Annotated in this window: 14 protein-coding genes and 1 pseudogene; 6 read left to right on the forward strand and 9 right to left on the reverse strand. The window is 62.3% G+C overall.

The features are described 5' to 3' along the window. Positions 1-137: 137 nt before the first annotated feature. Positions 138-1,286, forward strand: a complete 1,149-nt coding sequence (locus tag ACU688_RS20235; protein WP_448186127.1) for an aldose epimerase family protein — start codon at positions 138-140, stop codon at positions 1,284-1,286. Between the two features lie 123 nt (positions 1,287-1,409). Here the strand turns inward: ACU688_RS20235 and araH are convergent, their stop codons facing one another. The 7 genes from araH to ACU688_RS20270 all read right to left on the reverse strand — a co-directional run bounded on the left by araH (position 1,410) and on the right by ACU688_RS20270 (position 9,862). Beyond that, positions 1,410-2,378 (reverse strand): L-arabinose ABC transporter permease AraH, encoded by a 969-nt coding sequence (araH, locus tag ACU688_RS20240; RefSeq protein ID WP_124528674.1) that lies wholly within the window; start codon positions 2,376-2,378, stop codon positions 1,410-1,412. Positions 2,379-2,387: 9 nt separating this feature from the next. Next, positions 2,388-3,890, reverse strand: a complete 1,503-nt coding sequence (gene araG, locus ACU688_RS20245; protein ID WP_448186128.1) for an L-arabinose ABC transporter ATP-binding protein AraG — start codon at positions 3,888-3,890, stop codon at positions 2,388-2,390. Then, entirely contained in the window at positions 3,887-4,891 is a 1,005-nt protein-coding gene (locus ACU688_RS20250) for a substrate-binding domain-containing protein (protein WP_448186129.1), read from the reverse strand. The genes araG and ACU688_RS20250 overlap by 4 nt, the downstream gene beginning before the upstream one ends. Positions 4,892-5,038: 147 nt before the next feature. Next, positions 5,039-5,902, reverse strand: a complete 864-nt coding sequence (locus ACU688_RS20255; RefSeq protein WP_448186130.1) for an SMP-30/gluconolactonase/LRE family protein — start codon at positions 5,900-5,902, stop codon at positions 5,039-5,041. A 39-nt stretch (positions 5,903-5,941) separates the two neighbouring features. Further along, complete coding sequence (locus tag ACU688_RS20260) at positions 5,942-7,522, reverse strand: aldehyde dehydrogenase (NADP(+)) (protein WP_448186131.1); 1,581 nt, start codon at positions 7,520-7,522, stop codon at positions 5,942-5,944. Positions 7,523-7,533: 11 nt separating this feature from the next. Further along, a complete protein-coding gene (gene araD1 / locus ACU688_RS20265; protein ID WP_448186132.1) occupies positions 7,534-8,523 on the reverse strand; it encodes an AraD1 family protein in 990 nt (329 codons plus the stop codon). Positions 8,524-8,539: 16 nt separating this feature from the next. Continuing rightward, complete coding sequence (locus ACU688_RS20270) at positions 8,540-9,862, reverse strand: MFS transporter (RefSeq protein ID WP_448186133.1); 1,323 nt, start codon at positions 9,860-9,862, stop codon at positions 8,540-8,542. 195 nt (positions 9,863-10,057) lie between these two features. On the opposite strand from ACU688_RS20270, the gene ACU688_RS20275 reads away from it, so the two are divergent. Continuing rightward, positions 10,058-11,794 (forward strand): IlvD/Edd family dehydratase, encoded by a 1,737-nt coding sequence (locus ACU688_RS20275; protein ID WP_448186134.1) that lies wholly within the window; start codon positions 10,058-10,060, stop codon positions 11,792-11,794. Between the two features lie 48 nt (positions 11,795-11,842). Further along, positions 11,843-12,565 (forward strand): FadR/GntR family transcriptional regulator, encoded by a 723-nt coding sequence (locus ACU688_RS20280; RefSeq protein WP_017739605.1) that lies wholly within the window; start codon positions 11,843-11,845, stop codon positions 12,563-12,565. A 161-nt stretch (positions 12,566-12,726) separates the two neighbouring features. Here ACU688_RS20280 and ACU688_RS20285 read toward each other — a convergent pair whose 3' ends face one another. Together ACU688_RS20285 and ACU688_RS20290 are read right to left on the reverse strand one after the other, a co-directional pair. Continuing rightward, positions 12,727-14,844 (reverse strand): TonB-dependent siderophore receptor, encoded by a 2,118-nt coding sequence (locus ACU688_RS20285; RefSeq protein WP_448186135.1) that lies wholly within the window; start codon positions 14,842-14,844, stop codon positions 12,727-12,729. A gap of 287 nt (positions 14,845-15,131) precedes the next feature. Further along, positions 15,132-16,223 (reverse strand): NADH:flavin oxidoreductase/NADH oxidase, encoded by a 1,092-nt coding sequence (locus ACU688_RS20290; RefSeq protein WP_207044535.1) that lies wholly within the window; start codon positions 16,221-16,223, stop codon positions 15,132-15,134. 92 nt (positions 16,224-16,315) lie between these two features. On the opposite strand from ACU688_RS20290, the gene ACU688_RS20295 reads away from it, so the two are divergent. From ACU688_RS20295 to ACU688_RS20305, 3 genes and pseudogenes are all read left to right on the forward strand, one after another. After that, on the forward strand, positions 16,316-16,615 hold the full coding sequence (locus ACU688_RS20295) for an ArsR/SmtB family transcription factor (RefSeq protein ID WP_050558310.1): 300 nt from the start codon (positions 16,316-16,318) through the stop codon (positions 16,613-16,615). A gap of 85 nt (positions 16,616-16,700) precedes the next feature. Next, positions 16,701-17,591, forward strand: a complete 891-nt coding sequence (locus ACU688_RS20300) for a bestrophin family protein (RefSeq protein ID WP_448186136.1) — start codon at positions 16,701-16,703, stop codon at positions 17,589-17,591. A 147-nt stretch (positions 17,592-17,738) separates the two neighbouring features. Then, a pseudogene (locus tag ACU688_RS20305) lies at positions 17,739-18,821 on the forward strand (HAMP domain-containing protein); the annotation flags it as partial. Positions 18,822-18,917 lie beyond the last annotated feature (96 nt).

Consider the following 18,917-nt stretch of genomic DNA (forward strand, 5'->3'; position numbering starts at 1 on the left):
AACGGCTTGCCTCACTTAATTAGTCTTATTTTATTTTGCTTAAAAGGCGTTTAAGGCTATAAATCTGCTGTCGTATCGACAAAATATCGCACATTAGTAGAACTATTCCACTCAAAACAACAAAAGGAAGTTCGATCATGAAGCACCCTCGTTACCTGCTCTCGGGCCTGGCGATGTCCATGCTGATCGCCAGCGGCGGCGCCCAGGCGGCAGGCCTCAGCAGCGAGCACAAGCCTTTCGGCAAAACCAATGACGGCACCGCCGTCGAGCAATACGTGCTGCGCAACAGCCACGGCATGCAAGCCACGGTGATTACCTACGGCGGCGTGTTGCAGTCGCTGAAGGTGCCGGACAAACACGGCAAGGTCGAAGACGTGGTGCTCGGCTTCGACGACGTGCAGGGCTATCAAGCCGGCACCGCGTTTTTCGGCGCGACCATCGGCCGCTTCGGCAATCGCCTGGCGGGCGGCGCGTTTGAACTCGATGGCAAACGCTACCAGGTGCCGCTCAACGACGGCCCCAACGCCCTGCATGGCGGCGCCCAGGGTTTCGACAAGCACGTGTGGACCGCCACGCCCGTCAAAGCCAAGGACTCGGTGGGCGTGACCCTCACCTACCTGTCCAAGGACGGTGAGATGGGCTTCCCCGGCAACCTCAAGACCGAAGTCACCTACCGCCTCAACGACAACAACGAATTGCACATCGACTACAAGGCAACCACCGACAAACCCACGGTGCTCAACCTGACCAACCACAGCTACTTCAACCTTGCCGGCGCCGGCAACGGCGACATCCTCAAACACGTCGCCACCCTGCACGCCAGCCATTACACGCCGGTGAATGCCACGTTGATTCCCACCGGTGAACTGGCGCCGGTGAAGGGCACGCCGATGGACTTCCTTAAACCGACGCCAATTGGGCAGCACATCAAGGACGATCATCCGCAGCTCAAGTTCGCCGAGCCCAAGCAAGGTGGGTTTGACTTCAACTGGGCGCTGGACAGCAAAGGTGACGTGAAAAAACTCGCCGCCGAGGTGCGTGATCCCGAGTCGGGGCGGCGCTTGCAGCTGTTTACCACCGAGCCTGGGGTGCAGTTTTATACCAGCAACTTCCTCGATGGGACGGTGAAGGGCAAGGCTGGGAAGACGTATCAGCATTGGAGTGGGTTTACGTTGGAGACCCAGCACTTCCCGGATGCGCCTAACCAGCCGACGTTTGCGTCCACCCGCCTGAATCCGGGACAGACCTACACCCAGAACACCATCTTCAAGTTCACCACAGACTAGAACTATGAGCTGGCTTCTGTGGGAGCTGGCTTGCCTGCGATGCAGGCACCTCGGGGAGTCAGGTGTACCGAGGTGATGCTATCGCAGCGGTGCGGCGATCCGACAAGCCAGCTCCCACAGGGATCAGCGTTGTTTCATCCGGTCGATTACAACCGCCAGGAGGAGGATCGAGCCACGGATCACGTACTGGTAGAAGGTATCGATATTCTTCAGGTTCATCGCATTCTCGATAATCGCCAAAATCAACACCCCCGCAATCACATGCCGGATCATGCCAATCCCACCACTCAACGACACCCCACCCAACACGCACGCCGAGATCACCGTCAGTTCAAAACCCTGGCCAATCATCGGCTGGCCCGAGGTCATGCGGGACGCCAGGATCACCCCGGCCAGCGCGCCGATCAGGCCGTGCACGGCGAAGATCAGGATCTTCGTGCGGTCCACATTTACCCCGGCGAGCAACGCCGCTTCCGGGTTGCCGCCGATGGCCATGGTGTTGCGCCCGTAGGTGGTGTAGTTGAGCAGCCAGCCAAAAAACAGGAAGCACAGGATGGTGATCAGGATCGGCACCGGCACGCCCAGCAACTGGCCGTTGCCAAACACGAAGAACTGCTCCTGGGACACGCCCACCGCTTTGCCATTCGCAAAGATATAGGCCAGGCCGCGCACGATCTGCATGGTCGCCAGCGTGGTGATCAACGCGTTGACCCGCAGCTTGGCGATGACGATGCCGTTGATCAATCCGACGGTCAGGCCCATCAGCAACGCCGCGCCAATGCCCAGCATGACGCTGTCGGTATCACGCATGACGATGGCCGCAACCACCCCGGCGCAGGCAATCACCGAGCCCACCGACAAGTCGAAGTGCCCCGAGGCCAGGCAGAACAGCATGGTGCACGCGGCAATGCCAACGGTGGAAATCGCCAGGCCCAGGCCGCGCATGTTCAGCGGTGAGAGGAAGTTGTCGATAAGCAAGGCGCACAGCAAAAAGATACTCACCGCCGCCAGCAGCATTGCCCAGTTGTCGAGCAGTGCGCGCAGGTCCAGGGGTTTGCGTGCCGTGGGCAACGCGTTTTGTTGAATGGTCATAACGTTCTCTCAGTTCGCCAGGCTGCGCGGCAGGGCCAGTTGCAGCAGGTTGGATTCAGTCGCGTGGGCGCGGGTTTGTTCGCCGCGCAGCGCGCCTTCGCACAGCACCAGGATGCGGTCGCTGATGCCCATCACTTCCATCAGGTCGCTGGACACCACGATCACCGCGATGCCCTGGGCCGCGAGGTTATGGATGATCTGGTAGATCTCGGCCTTGGCGCCGATATCGATGCCACGGGTCGGCTCGTCCAACAGCAGGACTTTCATCGGCATCGACAACCAGCGCCCGAGGATCGCCTTCTGCTGGTTGCCGCCGGACAGGTACATGATTTTCTGTTGCGCGTTGGGCGTCTTGACCTTCATCGCCTTGATCTGCTGGTCGGCATTGCCTTTTTCCCAGCCGTCGCGCAACAGCCAGCCGAACGCGGAATGGGCGCCCCGGGCACTGATATTGATGTTCTCGGCGACGCTGGACAGCGGGATGATGCCCTCCTTCTTGCGGTCTTCCGGGCACAGCAGCACGCCGGCGGCGATGGCGTCGCGCGGTGAATGCAGTTGCAGTTTTTCCCCACAGAGCTCCAGGCTCCCGGCGGTGCTGCGGGTCAAACCGCTCAATAAGCGGAACAGCTCGGTGCGCCCTGCCCCCACCAGTCCGAACAGGCCGAGAATCTCACCCTTGCGCACGTTGAAGCTGATCGGTTCACGCAGGCCGGGGCCTTGTAAACCGTCGACCTTCAACGCCACTTCGCCGTGTTCGCGCGGGCGGTAATCGTAGATGTCCTGGATATCGCGGCCGACCATGCACGTCACCAACTGGTCATGGCTCAGCGCGCTCATGTCGTCAAAGGTGCGCACAAAACGGCCGTCCTTGAACACCGTCACCGCGTTGCAGATGCGGAACACCTCTTCCATGCGGTGGGACACGTAGAGCACCACTTTGCCCTCGTCGCGCAGGCGCGTGATGATCGCCATCAAGCGGTCGATCTCCCGCGCCGACAGGCTGCTGGTGGGCTCGTCAAAAGCGATCACATGGGCGCCACGGGACAGCGCCTTGGCGATTTCCACCAGTTGGCGCTGGCCCAGGGACAAACGCCCCAACTTCTCGGCCGGGTCGATTTCATCCGCCAGGCCCTTGAGGCAAGCGAGGGCCTGCTTGCGCAGCAGCCCCCGATTGACCACGCCAAACCGCGATGGCAAGTGCCCGAGGAACAGGTTCTCGGCCACGGTCATTTCCGGCACCAGGTGCAGTTCCTGGTGAATCACCGCCACGCCGCTGGCGATGCTGTCGGCGGCGCATTTGAAGGCCATGGTCTGCTCGCCAATCTGCACCGTGCCGCTGCTCGGGATATAGGCGCCACCGAGGATTTTCAGCAGCGTCGACTTGCCCGCGCCGTTCTCGCCCATCAAGGCGTGCACCTGCCCGGGCTGGGCGCTGAAGCTGATGCCGTCCAGCGCCTTGACCCCGGGAAAGGTCTTGCCGATGCCGTCAAAGCGCAGGGCCGCAGCGGTCATTGCCACAACCCGATTTTGGTCAGTTCTTCCTTGAAGTTGTCGCGGGTGATCAGCGTCACCTCATCCATGGCGGTGTACTTCGCCGGTTCCGTGCCTTTGGTGACCCACTCGTACATCATCAGCGCGGTGTTGTAGCCCTCGATGTGCGGGCTTGGCAGCATCGAGCCGAAGAAACCGCTGTTGGGCTTTTTCAGCTCGCCGATCGCGTCGGTGCCATTGATGCCGATACCGATCACATTCGCCGCCTTGAAGCCGGCGCTTTCCGTGGCGCGCACGCCGCCGAGCACGGTGTTGTCGTTCATGCCGCCGATGATCAGGTTTTTCGCGCCGCTGGGCAGCTTGACCAGGGCCGAGTTGGTGGCGTCCATGCTGCCCGGCACGTCGAGGGTCTTGGCGGCGGTGAAGAGAATGTGGTCCTTGGGAATGCCCGCTTCTTCCAGGGATTTGACCGAGCCGTCGGTGCGTTTCTTACCGGTGTCGAGTTCATTGAAGGTGTTGATCACCGCGTAGGTATCCTTCCAGTCCCAGCCGCGTTTTTTCGCTTCGACAGCCATCGCGGCGCCTTGTTTCTGGCCGACCTCAAACGCCGCCATGCCCAGGTACGGCACGTCTTCCATGAAGTTGCCCTTGGCATCGACGAAACGGTCATCCACCGCGATCACTTTGAGGCCGTTGGCCTTGGCCTTGGCGACAATGGCCGGGCCGAGGGACACGTCCGGCGGGCAGATCACAAAGCCCTTGGCGCCATTGGCGGCCAGGCTGTCGATGGCCGACAGGGTTTTCTCGCCATCGGGCACGGCGATCTTGATCACCGTGAACCCGTGCTCCTTGCCGGCTTTTTCGGCAAAGGCCCATTCGGTCTGGAACCACGGCTCTTCGGCCTGCTTGACCAGGAAGCCGATCTTCACTTCTTCAGCGGCCAGCAACAGCCCGCTCAAGCTCATGGCCGAGACCGCCACAGCGGCGGCGCACAGGGAACGGATACCACGACGACGATTCATACGGTGACTCCTTGTTGTTGTTTTTAGGTAGAACGGTTGGTGCAAGCTTGTCGTGGCGAGGGAGCTTGCTCCCGCTGGGGTGCGAAGCGCCCCCAAAAGCTTGGGACTGCTGCGCAGTCCAGCGGGAGCAAGCTCCCTCGCCACGGGTTATCCGGCGAAACGGGTGCAGGGTTTTCCAGGGATATCCACTTCAATGGCCAGCACGGCGCCGTCCAAGGGATGTTCCAAAGGGCTGGCGGCGCTGGTGATATACAGGGTGGTGAGGTTTGGCCCGCCAAATACGCAACTGGTGGGCCGGCTGACGGGCAGCTCGATGACGCGATCCACCCCGCCATCCGGCGCGATGCGCAGCAGGCAGCTGCCGTCCCAGCGCGCATTCCAGATATAGCCCTCGACGTCCATCGCCGAGCCGTCCGGCCCGCCGCGTTCGTGGGGGCCGAACCCGACCTGCGCGGCGCCGAGTTGGCCGTCCGCCTGGATCGCAAACTGGTACAGCGTGCGGTCCATACTGTCGCCAAAATGCACAAGGCTGCCGTCGTCGCTCCACAGCAAGGTGTTGGGAATGCCCAGGCCGCTGAGCAACGGCGTGACCCGCGCGTCGGCATCGATCCGAAACAGGCCGCCGGAACGCCGTGTCACCGGCAGGTCTTCGCCCTGCTCGCCGATATTGTTCTGCATGGTGCCCAGCCACAGGCGGCCCTGGGCATCGCAGCGCGCTTCATTGCCCCGGTTGCCCGGTTGCGGGTCGGCGACGCACAGAAGGCTCAACGCCTCGTTGTCGAGGTCAAGGCGATACACGCCACTGCTCAAGGTCACCAACGCATCGCCGCGCTCACACGGGATAAACGCCGAGACATGCTCGGGCAACTGCCACACCCGCAACTGCCCGTCCATAAAACGCAGCGCCTGTTTGCCGGCGATGTTCACCCAGTACAGCGCCTGGGTGGGCACGTCCCAGAACGGGCCCTCCCCCAGTTGCGCACGGTGTTCGGTAACGGCGTGAAACGACATGGTGCCTCCTGGATTTTTTGTTGTTCTCAGGCCTGCGTTTTACAACGGATCGCGCGACGGCGTGCCATCCACCAGCCGTTGGATACGCAACGGGTTGGCGTTTTTCAACGCATCGGGCAGCAGGCTATCAGGGTAGTTCTGGAAGCACACCGGGCGCAGGAAGCGGTCGATGGCCAGGGTGCCGACCGAGGTGCCACGGGCGTCGGAGGTCGCAGGATAAGGGCCGCCGTGCACCATCGCGTCGCAAACTTCCACGCCGGTGGGGTAGCCGTTGAGCAGGATGCGCCCGACTTTCTGCTCCAGCAGCGGCGTCAGTTCGGCGAACTGTTGCAGGTCATTCGGCTCGCCAATGATCGTCGCCGTGAGTTGCCCGTGCAGGCCATGCAGGGCGGCGCTGAGCTGGGCCCTGTCAGCCACTTCGACAAACACCGTGGTGGGGCCGAAGACTTCCTCTTGCAGCACTTCATCGCCATCGATCAACAGGCGCACATCGGCCTTGAACAACTGCGGCTGGGCTTGATTGCCCGTCTGTGGGTTGCCTGCCAGATGCGCGATACCCGGATGCGCGAGAAGTTTTTCCAGGCCCTTGCCGTAGCTGCCCAGGGTGCCGGCGTTGAGCATGGTTTGCGCCGGTTGATCGCCGATCAGTTGCGCCACCTGTTGGGTGAACGCGGTAAATGCCGGTGATGCAAGACCGATTACCAAGCCTGGGTTGGTACAAAACTGGCCGCAGCCTTGCACCACCGAGGCGGTGAGGTCGCGGGCGATGGTTTCGGCGCGGGCTTCCAAAGCCTGGGGCAAGACGATCACCGGGTTGATGCTGGACATCTCGGCAAACACCGGGATCGGTTGCGGGCGCGCGGCTGCCATGTCGCACAAGGCGCGACCGCCCTTGAGCGAGCCGGTAAAGCCCACCGCCTGGATTGCCGGGTGCTTGACCAGTGCCTCGCCGACGCCGCCGCCAAAGATCATGTTGAACACACCGGCCGGCATCCCGCTGGACTCGGCGGCACGCAGGATTGCATCGGCCACGTATTCGGCCGTTGCCATGTGCCCGCTGTGGGCCTTGAACACCACCGGGCAACCGGCGGCCAACGCAGCAGCGGTATCACCGCCCGCCGTGGAAAACGCCAGAGGGAAATTGCTCGCACCAAACACCGCCACCGGACCGAGGCCGATGCGGTATTGACGCAAATCCGGGCGCGGCAGTGGCTGGCGCTCCGGCAAGGCCTTGTCGATGCGCGCGCCGTAGAAATCGCCGCGCCGCAGCACGCTCGCGAACAGGCGCATCTGGCCGCTGGTGCGCCCACGCTCGCCGTTGATACGGGCGGCGGGCAGCGCGGTTTCGCGGCAGACCAGTGCGACGAAATCATCGCCCAGGGCGTCCAGCTCATCGGCGATCGCATCGAGGAACTGCGCCCGCCGCGCCGCACTCAGGGCGCGGTAGGCTGGATACGCCTGCGCGGCGGCCTTGGCGGCGGCGTCGACTTCCTGCGGCGTGGCCTGGTAGAAATCCTGAGGCAAGGCTTCGCCGGTGCTCGCATCGACACTCTTGAGGGTTACGCTGCCGTTGGCGCTGCGCTGGCCGCCGATGTAGTTGTGGCCGAGAAACTGGGACATGAAGGGGCTCCTTAAAGGGTGATGACGTGGCCGGGCTCGAACGCTGCGTCGCTGCTGCCGACACGGTTGACCAGCGGCGCGCCGAACTCGGCCTGGCTGATCTCGAACACATCCCCAGGCTGGGTACGTATACCGTCGGCGAATGACAGCGTGGCGGTGCCGAAGAAGTGGATGTGCACATCGCCCGGCCTGAGGAACTGGCGGTATTTGAAGTGGTGGTATTCGAGGTTGTCCAGGCTGTGGCACATGTTGGCTTCGCCGCTGAGGAACTCGTTCTGCCAGATCACTTCACCGTCGCGCAGGATGCGGCTGCTGCCTGCCAGATGCTGCGGCAATTCGCCGACGCGCAACTCGGGGCCGTAGCTGCAACTGCGCAGCTTGGAATGCGCCAGGTACAGGTAGTTCTTGCGCTCCATGACGTGGTCGGAGAACTCGTTGCCCACCGCAAAGCCGACGCGATAGGGCTGGCTGTCCGGGCCGATCACGTACAAACCGCCGATCTCCGGCTCTTCACCGGCGTCTTCGGCAAACGGTGGCACCGGGAACGCGGCGCCGGGGCGCACGACGATGCTGCCGTCGCCCTTGTAGAACCACTCGGGTTGCACACCGGCAACACCTGCCGCTGGCTTGCCGCCCTCCACGCCCCATTTGAAGATACGCATGGTGTCGGTCAGCGCGGTTTCGTCGCCGGCCTGGTGCATCTTGTCACGGGCCGACGCGCTGCCCAGGTGGGTCAGGCCGGTGCCGCTGATGAGCATGTGGGCGGGGTCGGGATGGTCCAGCGGCGGTAGGACCTGCAAGTCGGCGAGCAGTGCCGCGTAGTCATGGCTGGCACCCAGGCCCAGGCTGTCGACCTGTTGTGCCAGGCCGACACCGGCTTCGATGGCCGCCAGGGCCAATTCACGCACGCTGCGCGCAGCCTGTACCTCGCGCACAGTATTGCCGTCCACCACGCCCACCCGGCGCTCGCCATTGGGCAATTCAAACTGAACTAAACGCATGCATCTTCTCCTTGAATCAAGTACGTGAAGCGCCACGGGCGCTGGCGGCGAATTGGTCGGCGGGCAGCACGTGCTTGCGTTCCAGCACGCGGTACACGACGAAGGTCAGGATCAGCCCGCACACCATCACCGCCGACAGGAAGTACAGGCCCGAGGCGAGGTTGCCGGTGTATTCCTTGAGCGCACCAATCACGAACGGGCCGATGTAGCCGCCGAGGTTGCCCACCGAGTTGATCAGCGCAATGCCTGCCGCCGCACTGGCGCCGGCGAAGAAACGCCCCGGCAAGGTCCAGAACACCGCGGTGCAGGAAAACAGCGCGAATGCGGCCAGGCACAGCGCGGCCATTTGCAGCACCGGCACACTCAGCCAGGCGCTGAAGAACAGGCCGATGGCGCCGAGTACATAGAGCACGGCGAGGTGGCCATAGCGATCATTCAAGCGGTCGGAACTGCGCGGGATGATCAGCAGGCCGATGATGCCGAAGATGTAGGGCACGGCGGAGATGAAGCCGGTGGTCAGGTCGCTGCCGCCGAACTGCTTGATCAGGGTCGGCAGCCACAGGCCCAGGCCGTAGATGCTCAGGGTCACAGGCAAATAGAACAGCGCCAGCAGCAACACGCGTTTGTCCTTGAGGGCATGCAGCGGGTTGCCGTGGCGGGTCTGGCCGTAGGCTTGCAGGTCTTTGGCGAGTTCGCCGGTGAGCCAGGCTTTTTCCTCATCGCTCATCCAACTGACCTGCTTGGGGCCGTCCGGCAGGTAGCGCAGCACCGGCCAGGTGAGCAGGATCGCCGGGGTGCCAATCACGATGAACAGCCACTGCCAGCCGTGCAGGCCGAGGATGCCGTCCATGCCCAGCAAGCCACCGGACACCGGGCCGGTAATCATCATCGCAATCGGCTGGGACAGGATGAACAGCCCGAGGATCTTGCCGCGATGGCGTACCGGGAACCATTGGGTGATGTAGTACAGCACGCCCGGAAAAAACCCCGCCTCCGCCGCGCCAAGCAGAAAGCGCATCACATAGAAGCTATGGGGCCCCTGCACGAATGCCATGCCGATGGTGATGGCGCCCCAGGTGATCATGATCCGCGCAAACCAGCGCCGCGCACCGAAGCGGTCGAGCATCAGGTTGCTGGGGATCTCGAACAGGAAGTAGCCGATAAAGAACAGGCCGGCGCCCAAGCCATAGGCGGCATCACCGATGCCGATGTCGGCGCCCATGTGCAACTTGGCAAAGCCCACGGCGGAACGGTCTACGTAGGCGATCAGGTACAGCAGGATCAGGAAGGGAATCAGTTTCAGCGTAATGCGCCGAATAAGCCGCAGTTCCTGGCTCATGGGGGTCGATCTCCAGATTGTTGTTTTTATTAGACGCTCGGGGGACGCCTCTCGCGGAAATCCGCCAGGGTCATACCTCAGTTGAGACCGACTATATAGTATGACTATTTGCAAAACAACTCTTCCAAATAGGCGTTTTTGCGCTTATGTTTAAGCACGCACAGAACATATAGTCATACAATAAGAGAATCGATCATGTCTGATAAAAAGCCCGGCCTACGCTCCGCCCAGTGGTTTGGTACCGCCGACAAGAACGGCTTCATGTACCGCAGCTGGATGAAGAACCAGGGCATTGCCGACCATCAGTTCCATGGCAAGCCGATCATCGGCATCTGCAATACCTGGTCGGAGCTGACGCCGTGCAACGCGCATTTCCGCCAGATCGCCGAGCACGTCAAACGCGGCGTGATCGAGGCCGGTGGCTTCCCGGTAGAATTCCCGGTGTTCTCCAATGGCGAATCCAACCTGCGCCCCACCGCCATGCTCACCCGCAACCTGGCGAGCATGGACGTGGAAGAAGCGATTCGCGGCAACCCGATTGACGGCGTGGTGCTGCTGACCGGCTGCGACAAAACCACCCCGGCCCTGCTGATGGGCGCCGCCAGTTGCGACGTGCCGGCGATCGTGGTCACCGGCGGGCCGATGCTCAACGGCAAGCACAAGGGCCAGGACATTGGCTCGGGCACCGTGGTGTGGCAACTCAGCGAGCAGGTGAAAGCCGGCACGATTACGCTGGATGATTTCCTCGCGGCCGAGGGCGGTATGTCGCGCTCGGCGGGCACCTGCAACACCATGGGCACGGCCTCGACCATGGCCTGCATGGCCGAAGCGCTGGGCACGTCGCTGCCGCACAACGCGGCGATTCCGGCGGTGGATGCACGGCGTTATGTGCTGGCGCATATGTCCGGCATGCGCGCGGTGGAGATGGTGCGCGAGGACTTGAAGCTGTCGAAGATCCTCACCAAAGAGGCGTTTGAAAATGCGATCCGCGTGAATGCGGCCATCGGCGGTTCGACCAACGCGGTGATCCACTTGAAGGCCATCGCCGGGCGTATCGGCGTTGAACTGGATTTGGACGACTGGACCCGCATGGGCCGTGGCATGCCGACCATCGTAGACTTGCAGCCGTCGGGGCGCTTCCTGATGGAAGAGTTCTACTACGCCGGCGGCCTGCCGGCGGTGTTGCGCCGCCTCGGTGAAGCCAACCTGATCCCCAATCCGAATGCCCTGACGGTGAACGGCAAGTCCCTCGGCGAAAACACCAAGGATTCGCCGATCTACGGCCAGGACGAAGTGATCCGCACCCTCGACAACCCGATCCGCGCCGACGGCGGCATTTGCGTATTGCGCGGCAACCTGGCGCCGCTGGGGGCGGTGCTCAAGCCGTCCGCCGCCAGCCCGGAGCTGATGCAGCATCGCGGCCGTGCGGTGGTGTTCGAGAACTTCGACATGTACAAGGCGCGCATCAACGACCCGGAGCTGGACGTGGACGCCAACTCGATCCTGGTCATGAAAAACTGCGGGCCCAAGGGTTACCCGGGCATGGCCGAGGTGGGCAACATGGGCCTGCCGGCCAAGCTGCTGGCCCAGGGTGTGACGGACATGGTGCGCATTTCCGACGCGCGCATGAGCGGCACGGCGTACGGCACGGTGGTCTTGCATGTGGCGCCGGAAGCCGCTGCAGGCGGGCCGTTGGCCACGGTGAAGGAAGGTGACTGGATCGAACTGGACTGCGCCAGCGGTCGCCTGCACCTGGACATCCCCGACGCCGAGCTGGCGGCACGCATGGCGGATCTGGCGCCACCGCAAAAACTGATCGTCGGCGGTTATCGCCAGCTGTACATCGACCATGTATTGCAGGCGGACCAGGGTTGCGACTTTGACTTCCTGGTGGGTTGCCGAGGGGCGGAAGTCCCCCGGCATTCCCACTAATTGGGATGCTATGATGCCGGGTCTTTAAGTCAGAGCCTCCCCGTCGTTATGGATCACCAGCCGCCCAAGCCGCGCAAGAGCATGCATGCCCAGATCGTTCAGGACTTGGGCATGCACATCGTTTCCGGGCGCTTCAAGCCCGAAGAAAAGCTGCCCCTGGAGGCCACGCTCTGCGAGGAGTACAAGGTCAGCCGCTCGGTGTTGCGTGAAGCCACGCGGGTGCTCAGCGCCAAGGGCCTGGTGTATTCCAAGCCACGGGTGGGCGCGGTGGTGCGGCCACGCTTGAAATGGCACCTTCTCGACCCGGACGTGCTGTCCTGGCTGATGCAGTCCACGCCCCACAGCGAATTCTTCAACACCCTGGCCGGTGTGCGGCGCATCCTCGAACCAGAGATCGCCGCCATGGCCGCGACCACCGCCACCGATGAAGACATCGCCACCATCGAAAAAGCCTACCTGGGCATGGAAACGGCGAAGACCCACGAAGAGCTGCTACAGGCCGACCTGGACTTCCACCGCGCGATTGCCGATGCCACGCGCAACGACTTGCTGGCCTACATGTGCAACATGCTGTCGCTGCCGCTGCGCGAGTCGATCAACATCACCAACCGCCGCCCGGATATCCAGGGCCTGAGCCTGCCTCGGCACAAGGCGATTCTCACCGCGATCCAGAACCGCGATGCACTGGGTGCGCGGCATGCGTCGCTGGTGCAGTTGGATGACACGCGGGTGGCGTTGGATACGGTGATGAATGTGTTGACGCCGCTCTGACAGCCGAGCTTTATCAGGCATAAGACATTTCAAATGTGGGAGCGGGCTTGCCCGCGAAAGCGGTGTATCAGTCAAAAATTTTCCAACTGACCCACCGTCTTCGCGAGCAAGCCCGCTCCCACATTTCGATCTGTGTTGCTACAGACTCCATCGCCCCGAGGTTAAAGGGTGTAGGCGATGCCGACCTGGACGGTACGCGGTGCGCCTGGGTAGGCGTAGAAGTTGCCGAAGGCACCCTCTTCAAAGTCGCGATTGAACAGGTTCTTCACATCCAAATTGAGCCGGACTTTTTCGTTGACCTTGTAGTAGCTCAGCAGATCGACGACGGTGTAGGCATCCATGGTGAAGGCGGTGTTTGACGTCTGCCCTACACGCTCATCCACATACTTGGTGCCAGCGCCCAGGCCTAGGCCTTTGAGCGTACCGTCCTGGAACTCGTATACGTTCAACAGGCTGAAGCTGTTGCGCGGAATGTTGGCCAGGTGTGTACCGACACGCAGCGTGTTGTCCTTGGTCACTTCGGCGTCCACGTAGGCATAACCGCCGATTACGCGCCACTCAGGCGTGATATTACCGGCCACGTTCAGGTCAAAACCACGGCTGCGCACCTGGCCGGCGGCGACTTTGTAGTTCGAATCCGCAGGGTCGGTGGTCAGCACGTTTTTCTTGTCGATCTGGTAAATCGCGGCGTCCACGCTCAACTGGCGATCAAAGCCTTCCCACTTGATGCCCATCTCATAGGATTTGCCCTTCTCCGGCTCAAACCCGCTGCCTTGAAGGGAGGCTCCGGTATTCGGCTTGAACGAACGCGCGGCGTCGGCGTACACCGCGAGAGTGTCCGTCAGGTCGTAGGTCACACCCACACGCGGGGTAACGGCGTTATGGCTGGCGTCCCACGGGGCCACCTTGGCCACATAGCTGCGGTACTCATGCTCAAAGCGTTCGAAGCGTGCACCCGCCAGCACTTTCAGGCGATCGGTGAGGGCCACTTGATCCTGGATGAACGCACCGTAGGTCTTCAGGTTTTCCGTGTCGTGGGTGGGTGTGCTGGTCAGCGCCGGGCGCGGTTTGCCATAGACCGGGTTGAAGATATCGCTGGTATAAGGCGCGCTGGAGCGCTGGATGATCGACTTGTAGTCGTAGTCCTCAAGCTCTACGCCGGTGAGCAAGGTGTGTTCGAACCCACCGGTGGAGAAACGCCCGGTGAGGTTGAGTTGGGTGTCCTTGTCGGTCCACTCCAGCTTGCGGTAGTTGAAGTTGCGGTTGAGGGTATGCCCATCGCTGGCCAGGCTGTTGGCTTCAATGCCGTTGCCCTGCAAAGTACCGTCCAGGTACTGGAAGCCGCCGCCCAGGGTCCAGTTGTCATTGAGCAGGTGCTCGAAACGCAACTGGGCCACGGTGTTGTCGTTGTGCAGCTTGCCCACATCCTTGTCGCCCCAGAACGTGTCGCGCGACGCGTTGCCTTTCTGCGTGGCAAAGCGCGTGAGGCCACGGTCCAACGGGTGATTGTTGCGCATGAAGTCGCCTTCGAAGATCACCTTGGTGGCGTCGGTGGCTTGCCAGGTGATCACCGGCGTGATGCCGTAGCGTTCGGTTTCGACGTGGTCGCGGAAGGTCTCGCCGCCCTCGCCCACCACGTTCAGGCGATAGGCGAGGCGGCCCTCTTCATCCAGCGGGCCGGACGCGTCCAGGGTGCCGCGCTTCATGCCTTGGTCATTCAACTGGCTGCCCAACGTCACGGTGCGCTCGGGCAGCGGTTGCTTGGACACCACGTTAAAGGTGCCGCCTGGGTCGCCACGGCCGTAGAGCATGGTGGCCGGGCCGCGCAGCACTTCAAGGCGTTCGATGGTGTTGGCGTCCGGCATGTTCGGGTAGCCACGGTTGATCGGGAAACCGTTGCGGTAGAACTCGCCGGTGGTGAAGCCGCGCACGGTGAAGGTGGTGAGGCCCTGGCCGCCGAAGTTGTTGGCGCGGCCGACGCCGCCGGCATAGTCCAGCGCGTCTTGCAGGCGGGTGGCGCCGATGTCTTCGACGGCGTCCTTGGTCACCACGCTGATGGACTGCGGGGTTTCATGGATCGAGGTGTCGGTGCGCGTCGCACTGGCGGAACGTGTGGCCAGGTAGCCCTTGACCGGGCCCTGGGCGGTCTCGTAGTCCGCGGTGCCGGTGATGGAGGTGGCTTGCAACTCCACGCTGGCCTTGTCGGCGGGGGCTTCTTCGGCCCAGGTCAAAGGGGAAAACGCCTGAAGCACACAGATGGAAACCAGGGTACGACGCATGAATGATGAACCTAGTGAATGGGCCAAATGGGGCGGCATAGCTGCCAGATTTTCGCGGCGCGATGGTATATCACGCGCCCCATTATTGATATGCGTTCTCATTCACTATTTTTTGGGTAACAGCTTTGTATCCGTTTGACGCTGAGCAAATGTGGCGAGGGAGCTTGCTCCCGCTGGGCTGCGCAGCGGCCCCAAAAATCTTGGGAGCGCTTCGCACTCCAGCGGGAGCAAGCTCCCTCGCCACAGGTACAGCGTTGGCCCTGCGTTAGGGCAACGCCGATCCTACTTCAGCGATAACGCTCCAACCAATGCGCGTAAGGCGCCGGCAAGGTCCACGACGACTTCTCGACACCCAACTCCTTGGCCGCGAAGTACGCCCAATGCGGATCAGCCAAATGGGCACGGCCAACCGATACCAGGTCCAGATGGCCAGCCTGCAAGGCGCCTTCTGCCAATTGCGGCGTGCCAAAACCCCAAGCCGACGTCACCGGAATGCCCGCTTCACGGCGCACACGCTCGGCAATCGGCCCCATGAATGCCGGGCCCCACGGGATATTGGTATCGGGAATGGTGAAGCCGACGCTGACACTCAGCAGGTCCAGGCCACCGGCCTTGAAGCGGCGGGCCAGTTCGATGGATTCGGCGAGGGTCTGCTCGTCGCGGCCGTCGTATTCCAACACGCCGAAACGGGCGGTCAGCGGCAGGTTTTCTGGCCAGACTTCACGTACGGCGGCCAGGGTTTCCAGGAGGAAACGGCTGCGGTTGTCAAAACTGCCACCGTAGGCGTCGGTGCGCTGGTTGGAGTGTTCGGAGAAGAAGCTCTGGCCCAGGTAACCGTGGGCGAAGTGCAGCTCGATCCATTCAAAACCGGCGTCACGGGCACGGCGCGCGCCATCGACGAAGTCCTGGCGCACGCGGGCGATGTCGTCCAGGGTCATCGCGCGTGGCACCTGCGGCAGGTTCGCACCAAAGGCAATCGCCGACGGCGCGATGGTTTCCCACGAGCGCGGGTCGGAAGCGGCCATATGGTCATCGCCTTCCCACGGGCGATTGGCGCTGGCTTTGCGCCCGGCGTGACCGATCTGGATGCCCGGCACCGAACCCGCGGCCTTGATGGCCTTGACGATGGGCACGAACGCCGCGGCGTGGGCATCGCTCCAGATACCGGTGCAGCCCGGGGTGATACGGCCTTCCGGCGCGACGGCAGTAGCCTCGACCACGACCAGCCCTGCCCCACCACGGGCCATGCCCGCGAGGTGGACGTGATGCCAGTCGTTGACGATGCCGTCATCGGCCATGTACTGGCACATCGGCGGGATGGCGATGCGATTACGTAGGGTGACATCTTTAAGTGTGTACGGTTCGAACAAAGCGGCCATGGGACAACTCCGGCAAAGTGATGGTTGATTCGATAGTTCGATGGTAATCGAACTATAGTATTCAGCGATACCCCCCTGTTATCATTCGTTTCATGCGAGCCTTCAAACACCCCCTTGTCCAAGACCTTACCCTAGAACGTGTGCTCTATGCGCTGAGCGACCCGGTGCGCCTGGAAATCGTGCGCTGCCTGGCCGGCGTAGCCGAAGCCACCTGCGGCGAATTGGATGGCGGGCGGCCCAAGTCGAGCATGTCCCACCACTTTCGCGTGTTGCGTGATGCGGGGTTGGTGCAGACGCGGAGTGTGGGGACCACGCATATGAACTCATTGCGCAGTGATGTGCTTGAAAGTCGCTTCCCCGGTCTGCTCCACAGTATCCTCGCCCAGCATTAAGAAACGTTTCAGCAGCGAACCTTTCCCCCCAAACCCGCGTCCGACCTAAGGCACTCTTGCCCACCGCTCGCCGCGAGGTCGTCGTTTGAAAGCCGCCATCATCAAAAAATACCGCCTGATCATCAAGACCATGGGCTATGTAGGCTGGGCCCTGTTCTGGCTGTTGCTGTGGGATGTCGCCGTCACGGTGGATTTCATGCTGTTCCTCACCTACAAGATCAACCTGCCGCTGATGCCCCTGACGTTGCTCGGTTCGGCGCTGGTGGTGCTGATCAGTTTTCGCAACAGCAGTGCCTATAACCGTTGGTGGGAGGCGCGCACGCTGTGGGGGGCGATGGTCAACAATTCGCGCAGTTTTGCGCGCCAGGCGCTGACGCTGCTGGATGACCCCGACAGCGAGGTCAACCCGGTCAAGGCCACCCTGCTGCGTCGGCATGTGGCCTATGTGAACTGCCTGGCGGCCCACCTCAAGGGCCAGCCGTGCCCCGATGAGGTGCGCGCATTCATCCCCAGCGAGGAGTTCGCGCGCAACGGCACTACCAATAATTTTGCCAACGACATCCTCACCGGCTCGGCCGCATTGCTGGCCAAGGAATACAAGGCCGGCCACCTGGACAGCATCCGTCTGGCACGGTTGGAATCGACCCTGGTGGATTTGTCCAACGCCCAGGGCGGCATGGAGCGCATCGCCAACACGCCGCTGCCCTACCCCTACGTGTATTTTCCTCGCCTGTTTATCTCGCTGTTCTGCCTGATCGTGCCGGTGGGCCTGGTGGAATCCCTCGGCTGGTTCACTCCGCTGGCCTCGACGGTGGTGGGTTTTATGCTGCTGGCCATCGAGCGCATCGGCACCGACCTGCAAAGCCCGTTCAACTCCAGCGAGCACCAGATCCAGATGGACACCATCTGCGAAACCATCGAGAAAAACCTGCAATCGATGCAGCGTGATGCCCTGGGTGGCGAGCGCATCGGTTAAACCCTGCCAACGGCCTAAAGTGCGTGACCCACCGGTCGATATACCGGGGGTACGCATGGGCTATCCCCTCTAAAAACAACACATGCGACGCTCTTCGCTGCTTTTCTCCGCCTTGCCAACTCTAATAAGTACCCTGCGGGAGATGTCATGAATATCAAACACAAGCTGACCTGGGCGTTTGCGGCTATCGCGTGCGTGCCGGTGATCCTGGTGGCCGTGCTGGTGGTACTGAACCTGCGGGATGCGGCCGAGGCCAATTTCGTCGACAGCAGCAGCCGTGAAATCCGCCAGATCGACAATGGCATGAAGCAATTCTTCGACGGCATCAGCCAGAACGTCGAATTCGTCGCCAAAGACCCACGCATCGCCGCCGCCAAAGACCTCAAAAGCTACGCCGGTGCCGACGCCGCGCAAATCCCCCTGACCCCGACCAACAAAGCCCTGCTGGACATCTTCCACCAGTTCGCCAAAAGCCACCCAAGCACCGCTTACCTGTCCCTGGGCCTGAGTGACGGCGGCTACGCCAGTTGGCCCGACGACACCAAACTGAACAACTACGACCCGCGCCAACGCCCCTGGTACAAGGCCGCCGTGGCCGCGCCGGGCAACACCGTGCGCACCGGCGCGTATTACTGGGCACCGGATGACGTGGTACTGATCGGCACCGTGCGCACCGTCACCGACGCCACCGGCAACATCCTCGGCGTGGTCGGCCTGGACGTGTCGCTCAAGCAACTCACCGAACTGGTGCGCAACATCAAGCTCGGCGACAGCGGTTACCTGATGCTGGTGGAAGCCAACGGCAACGTGTTGGTAGACCCCAGCGATGCCAAGCACAACTTCAAGCCCCTGGCCGACCTCGGCCCGCAATACGCCGACCTGGCCAAGCGCACCGACGGCGCCACCCAGATCGAGATCAACGGCGTGCCCTACATGGCCAACGTGGTCAGCTCCAAAGACCTCGGTTGGCGCTTTATCGGCCTGATCAAGCGCGACGAAGTGATGGCCGGCGCGTCGAGCCTGACCTGGTTGATCGCCGCCATCGCCGCCGCACTCGCCGTGGTGTTTGCCCTTGTCGGTGCAAGCTTTGCCAGCATGATCGTGCGCCCTATCCGCAGCGTTGCCGATGGCCTGCAAGAAATCGCCGAAGGTGAAGGCGACCTGACCCGCAAACTCACCGTGCAGGGCAAGGACGAAACCGCGACCCTGGCCGGCTGGTTCAACCAGTTCCTCGGTGCGATTGCGCAACTGGTGCAACGCATCGGCAGCGCGTCCACCGACCTGCAAAGCGCCGCCGCCGATACCAGCACCGTGGCCAATAACATG

Source organism: Pseudomonas acericola (SeqCode) (assembly GCF_053456465.1).

Coding starts and splice junctions, on each gene's coding strand:
- ACU688_RS20235 (WP_448186127.1), top strand. CDS start 138: ATGAAGCACCCTCGTTACCTGCTCTCGGGCCTGGCGATGTCCATGCTG.
- araH (WP_124528674.1), bottom strand. CDS start 2,378: ATGACCATTCAACAAAACGCGTTGCCCACGGCACGCAAACCCCTGGAC.
- araG (WP_448186128.1), bottom strand. CDS start 3,890: ATGACCGCTGCGGCCCTGCGCTTTGACGGCATCGGCAAGACCTTTCCC.
- ACU688_RS20250 (WP_448186129.1), bottom strand. CDS start 4,891: ATGAATCGTCGTCGTGGTATCCGTTCCCTGTGCGCCGCCGCTGTGGCG.
- ACU688_RS20255 (WP_448186130.1), bottom strand. CDS start 5,902: ATGTCGTTTCACGCCGTTACCGAACACCGTGCGCAACTGGGGGAGGGC.
- ACU688_RS20260 (WP_448186131.1), bottom strand. CDS start 7,522: ATGTCCCAGTTTCTCGGCCACAACTACATCGGCGGCCAGCGCAGCGCC.
- araD1 (WP_448186132.1), bottom strand. CDS start 8,523: ATGCGTTTAGTTCAGTTTGAATTGCCCAATGGCGAGCGCCGGGTGGGC.
- ACU688_RS20270 (WP_448186133.1), bottom strand. CDS start 9,862: ATGAGCCAGGAACTGCGGCTTATTCGGCGCATTACGCTGAAACTGATT.
- ACU688_RS20275 (WP_448186134.1), top strand. CDS start 10,058: ATGTCTGATAAAAAGCCCGGCCTACGCTCCGCCCAGTGGTTTGGTACC.
- ACU688_RS20280 (WP_017739605.1), top strand. CDS start 11,843: ATGGATCACCAGCCGCCCAAGCCGCGCAAGAGCATGCATGCCCAGATC.
- ACU688_RS20285 (WP_448186135.1), bottom strand. CDS start 14,844: ATGCGTCGTACCCTGGTTTCCATCTGTGTGCTTCAGGCGTTTTCCCCT.
- ACU688_RS20290 (WP_207044535.1), bottom strand. CDS start 16,223: ATGGCCGCTTTGTTCGAACCGTACACACTTAAAGATGTCACCCTACGT.
- ACU688_RS20295 (WP_050558310.1), top strand. CDS start 16,316: ATGCGAGCCTTCAAACACCCCCTTGTCCAAGACCTTACCCTAGAACGT.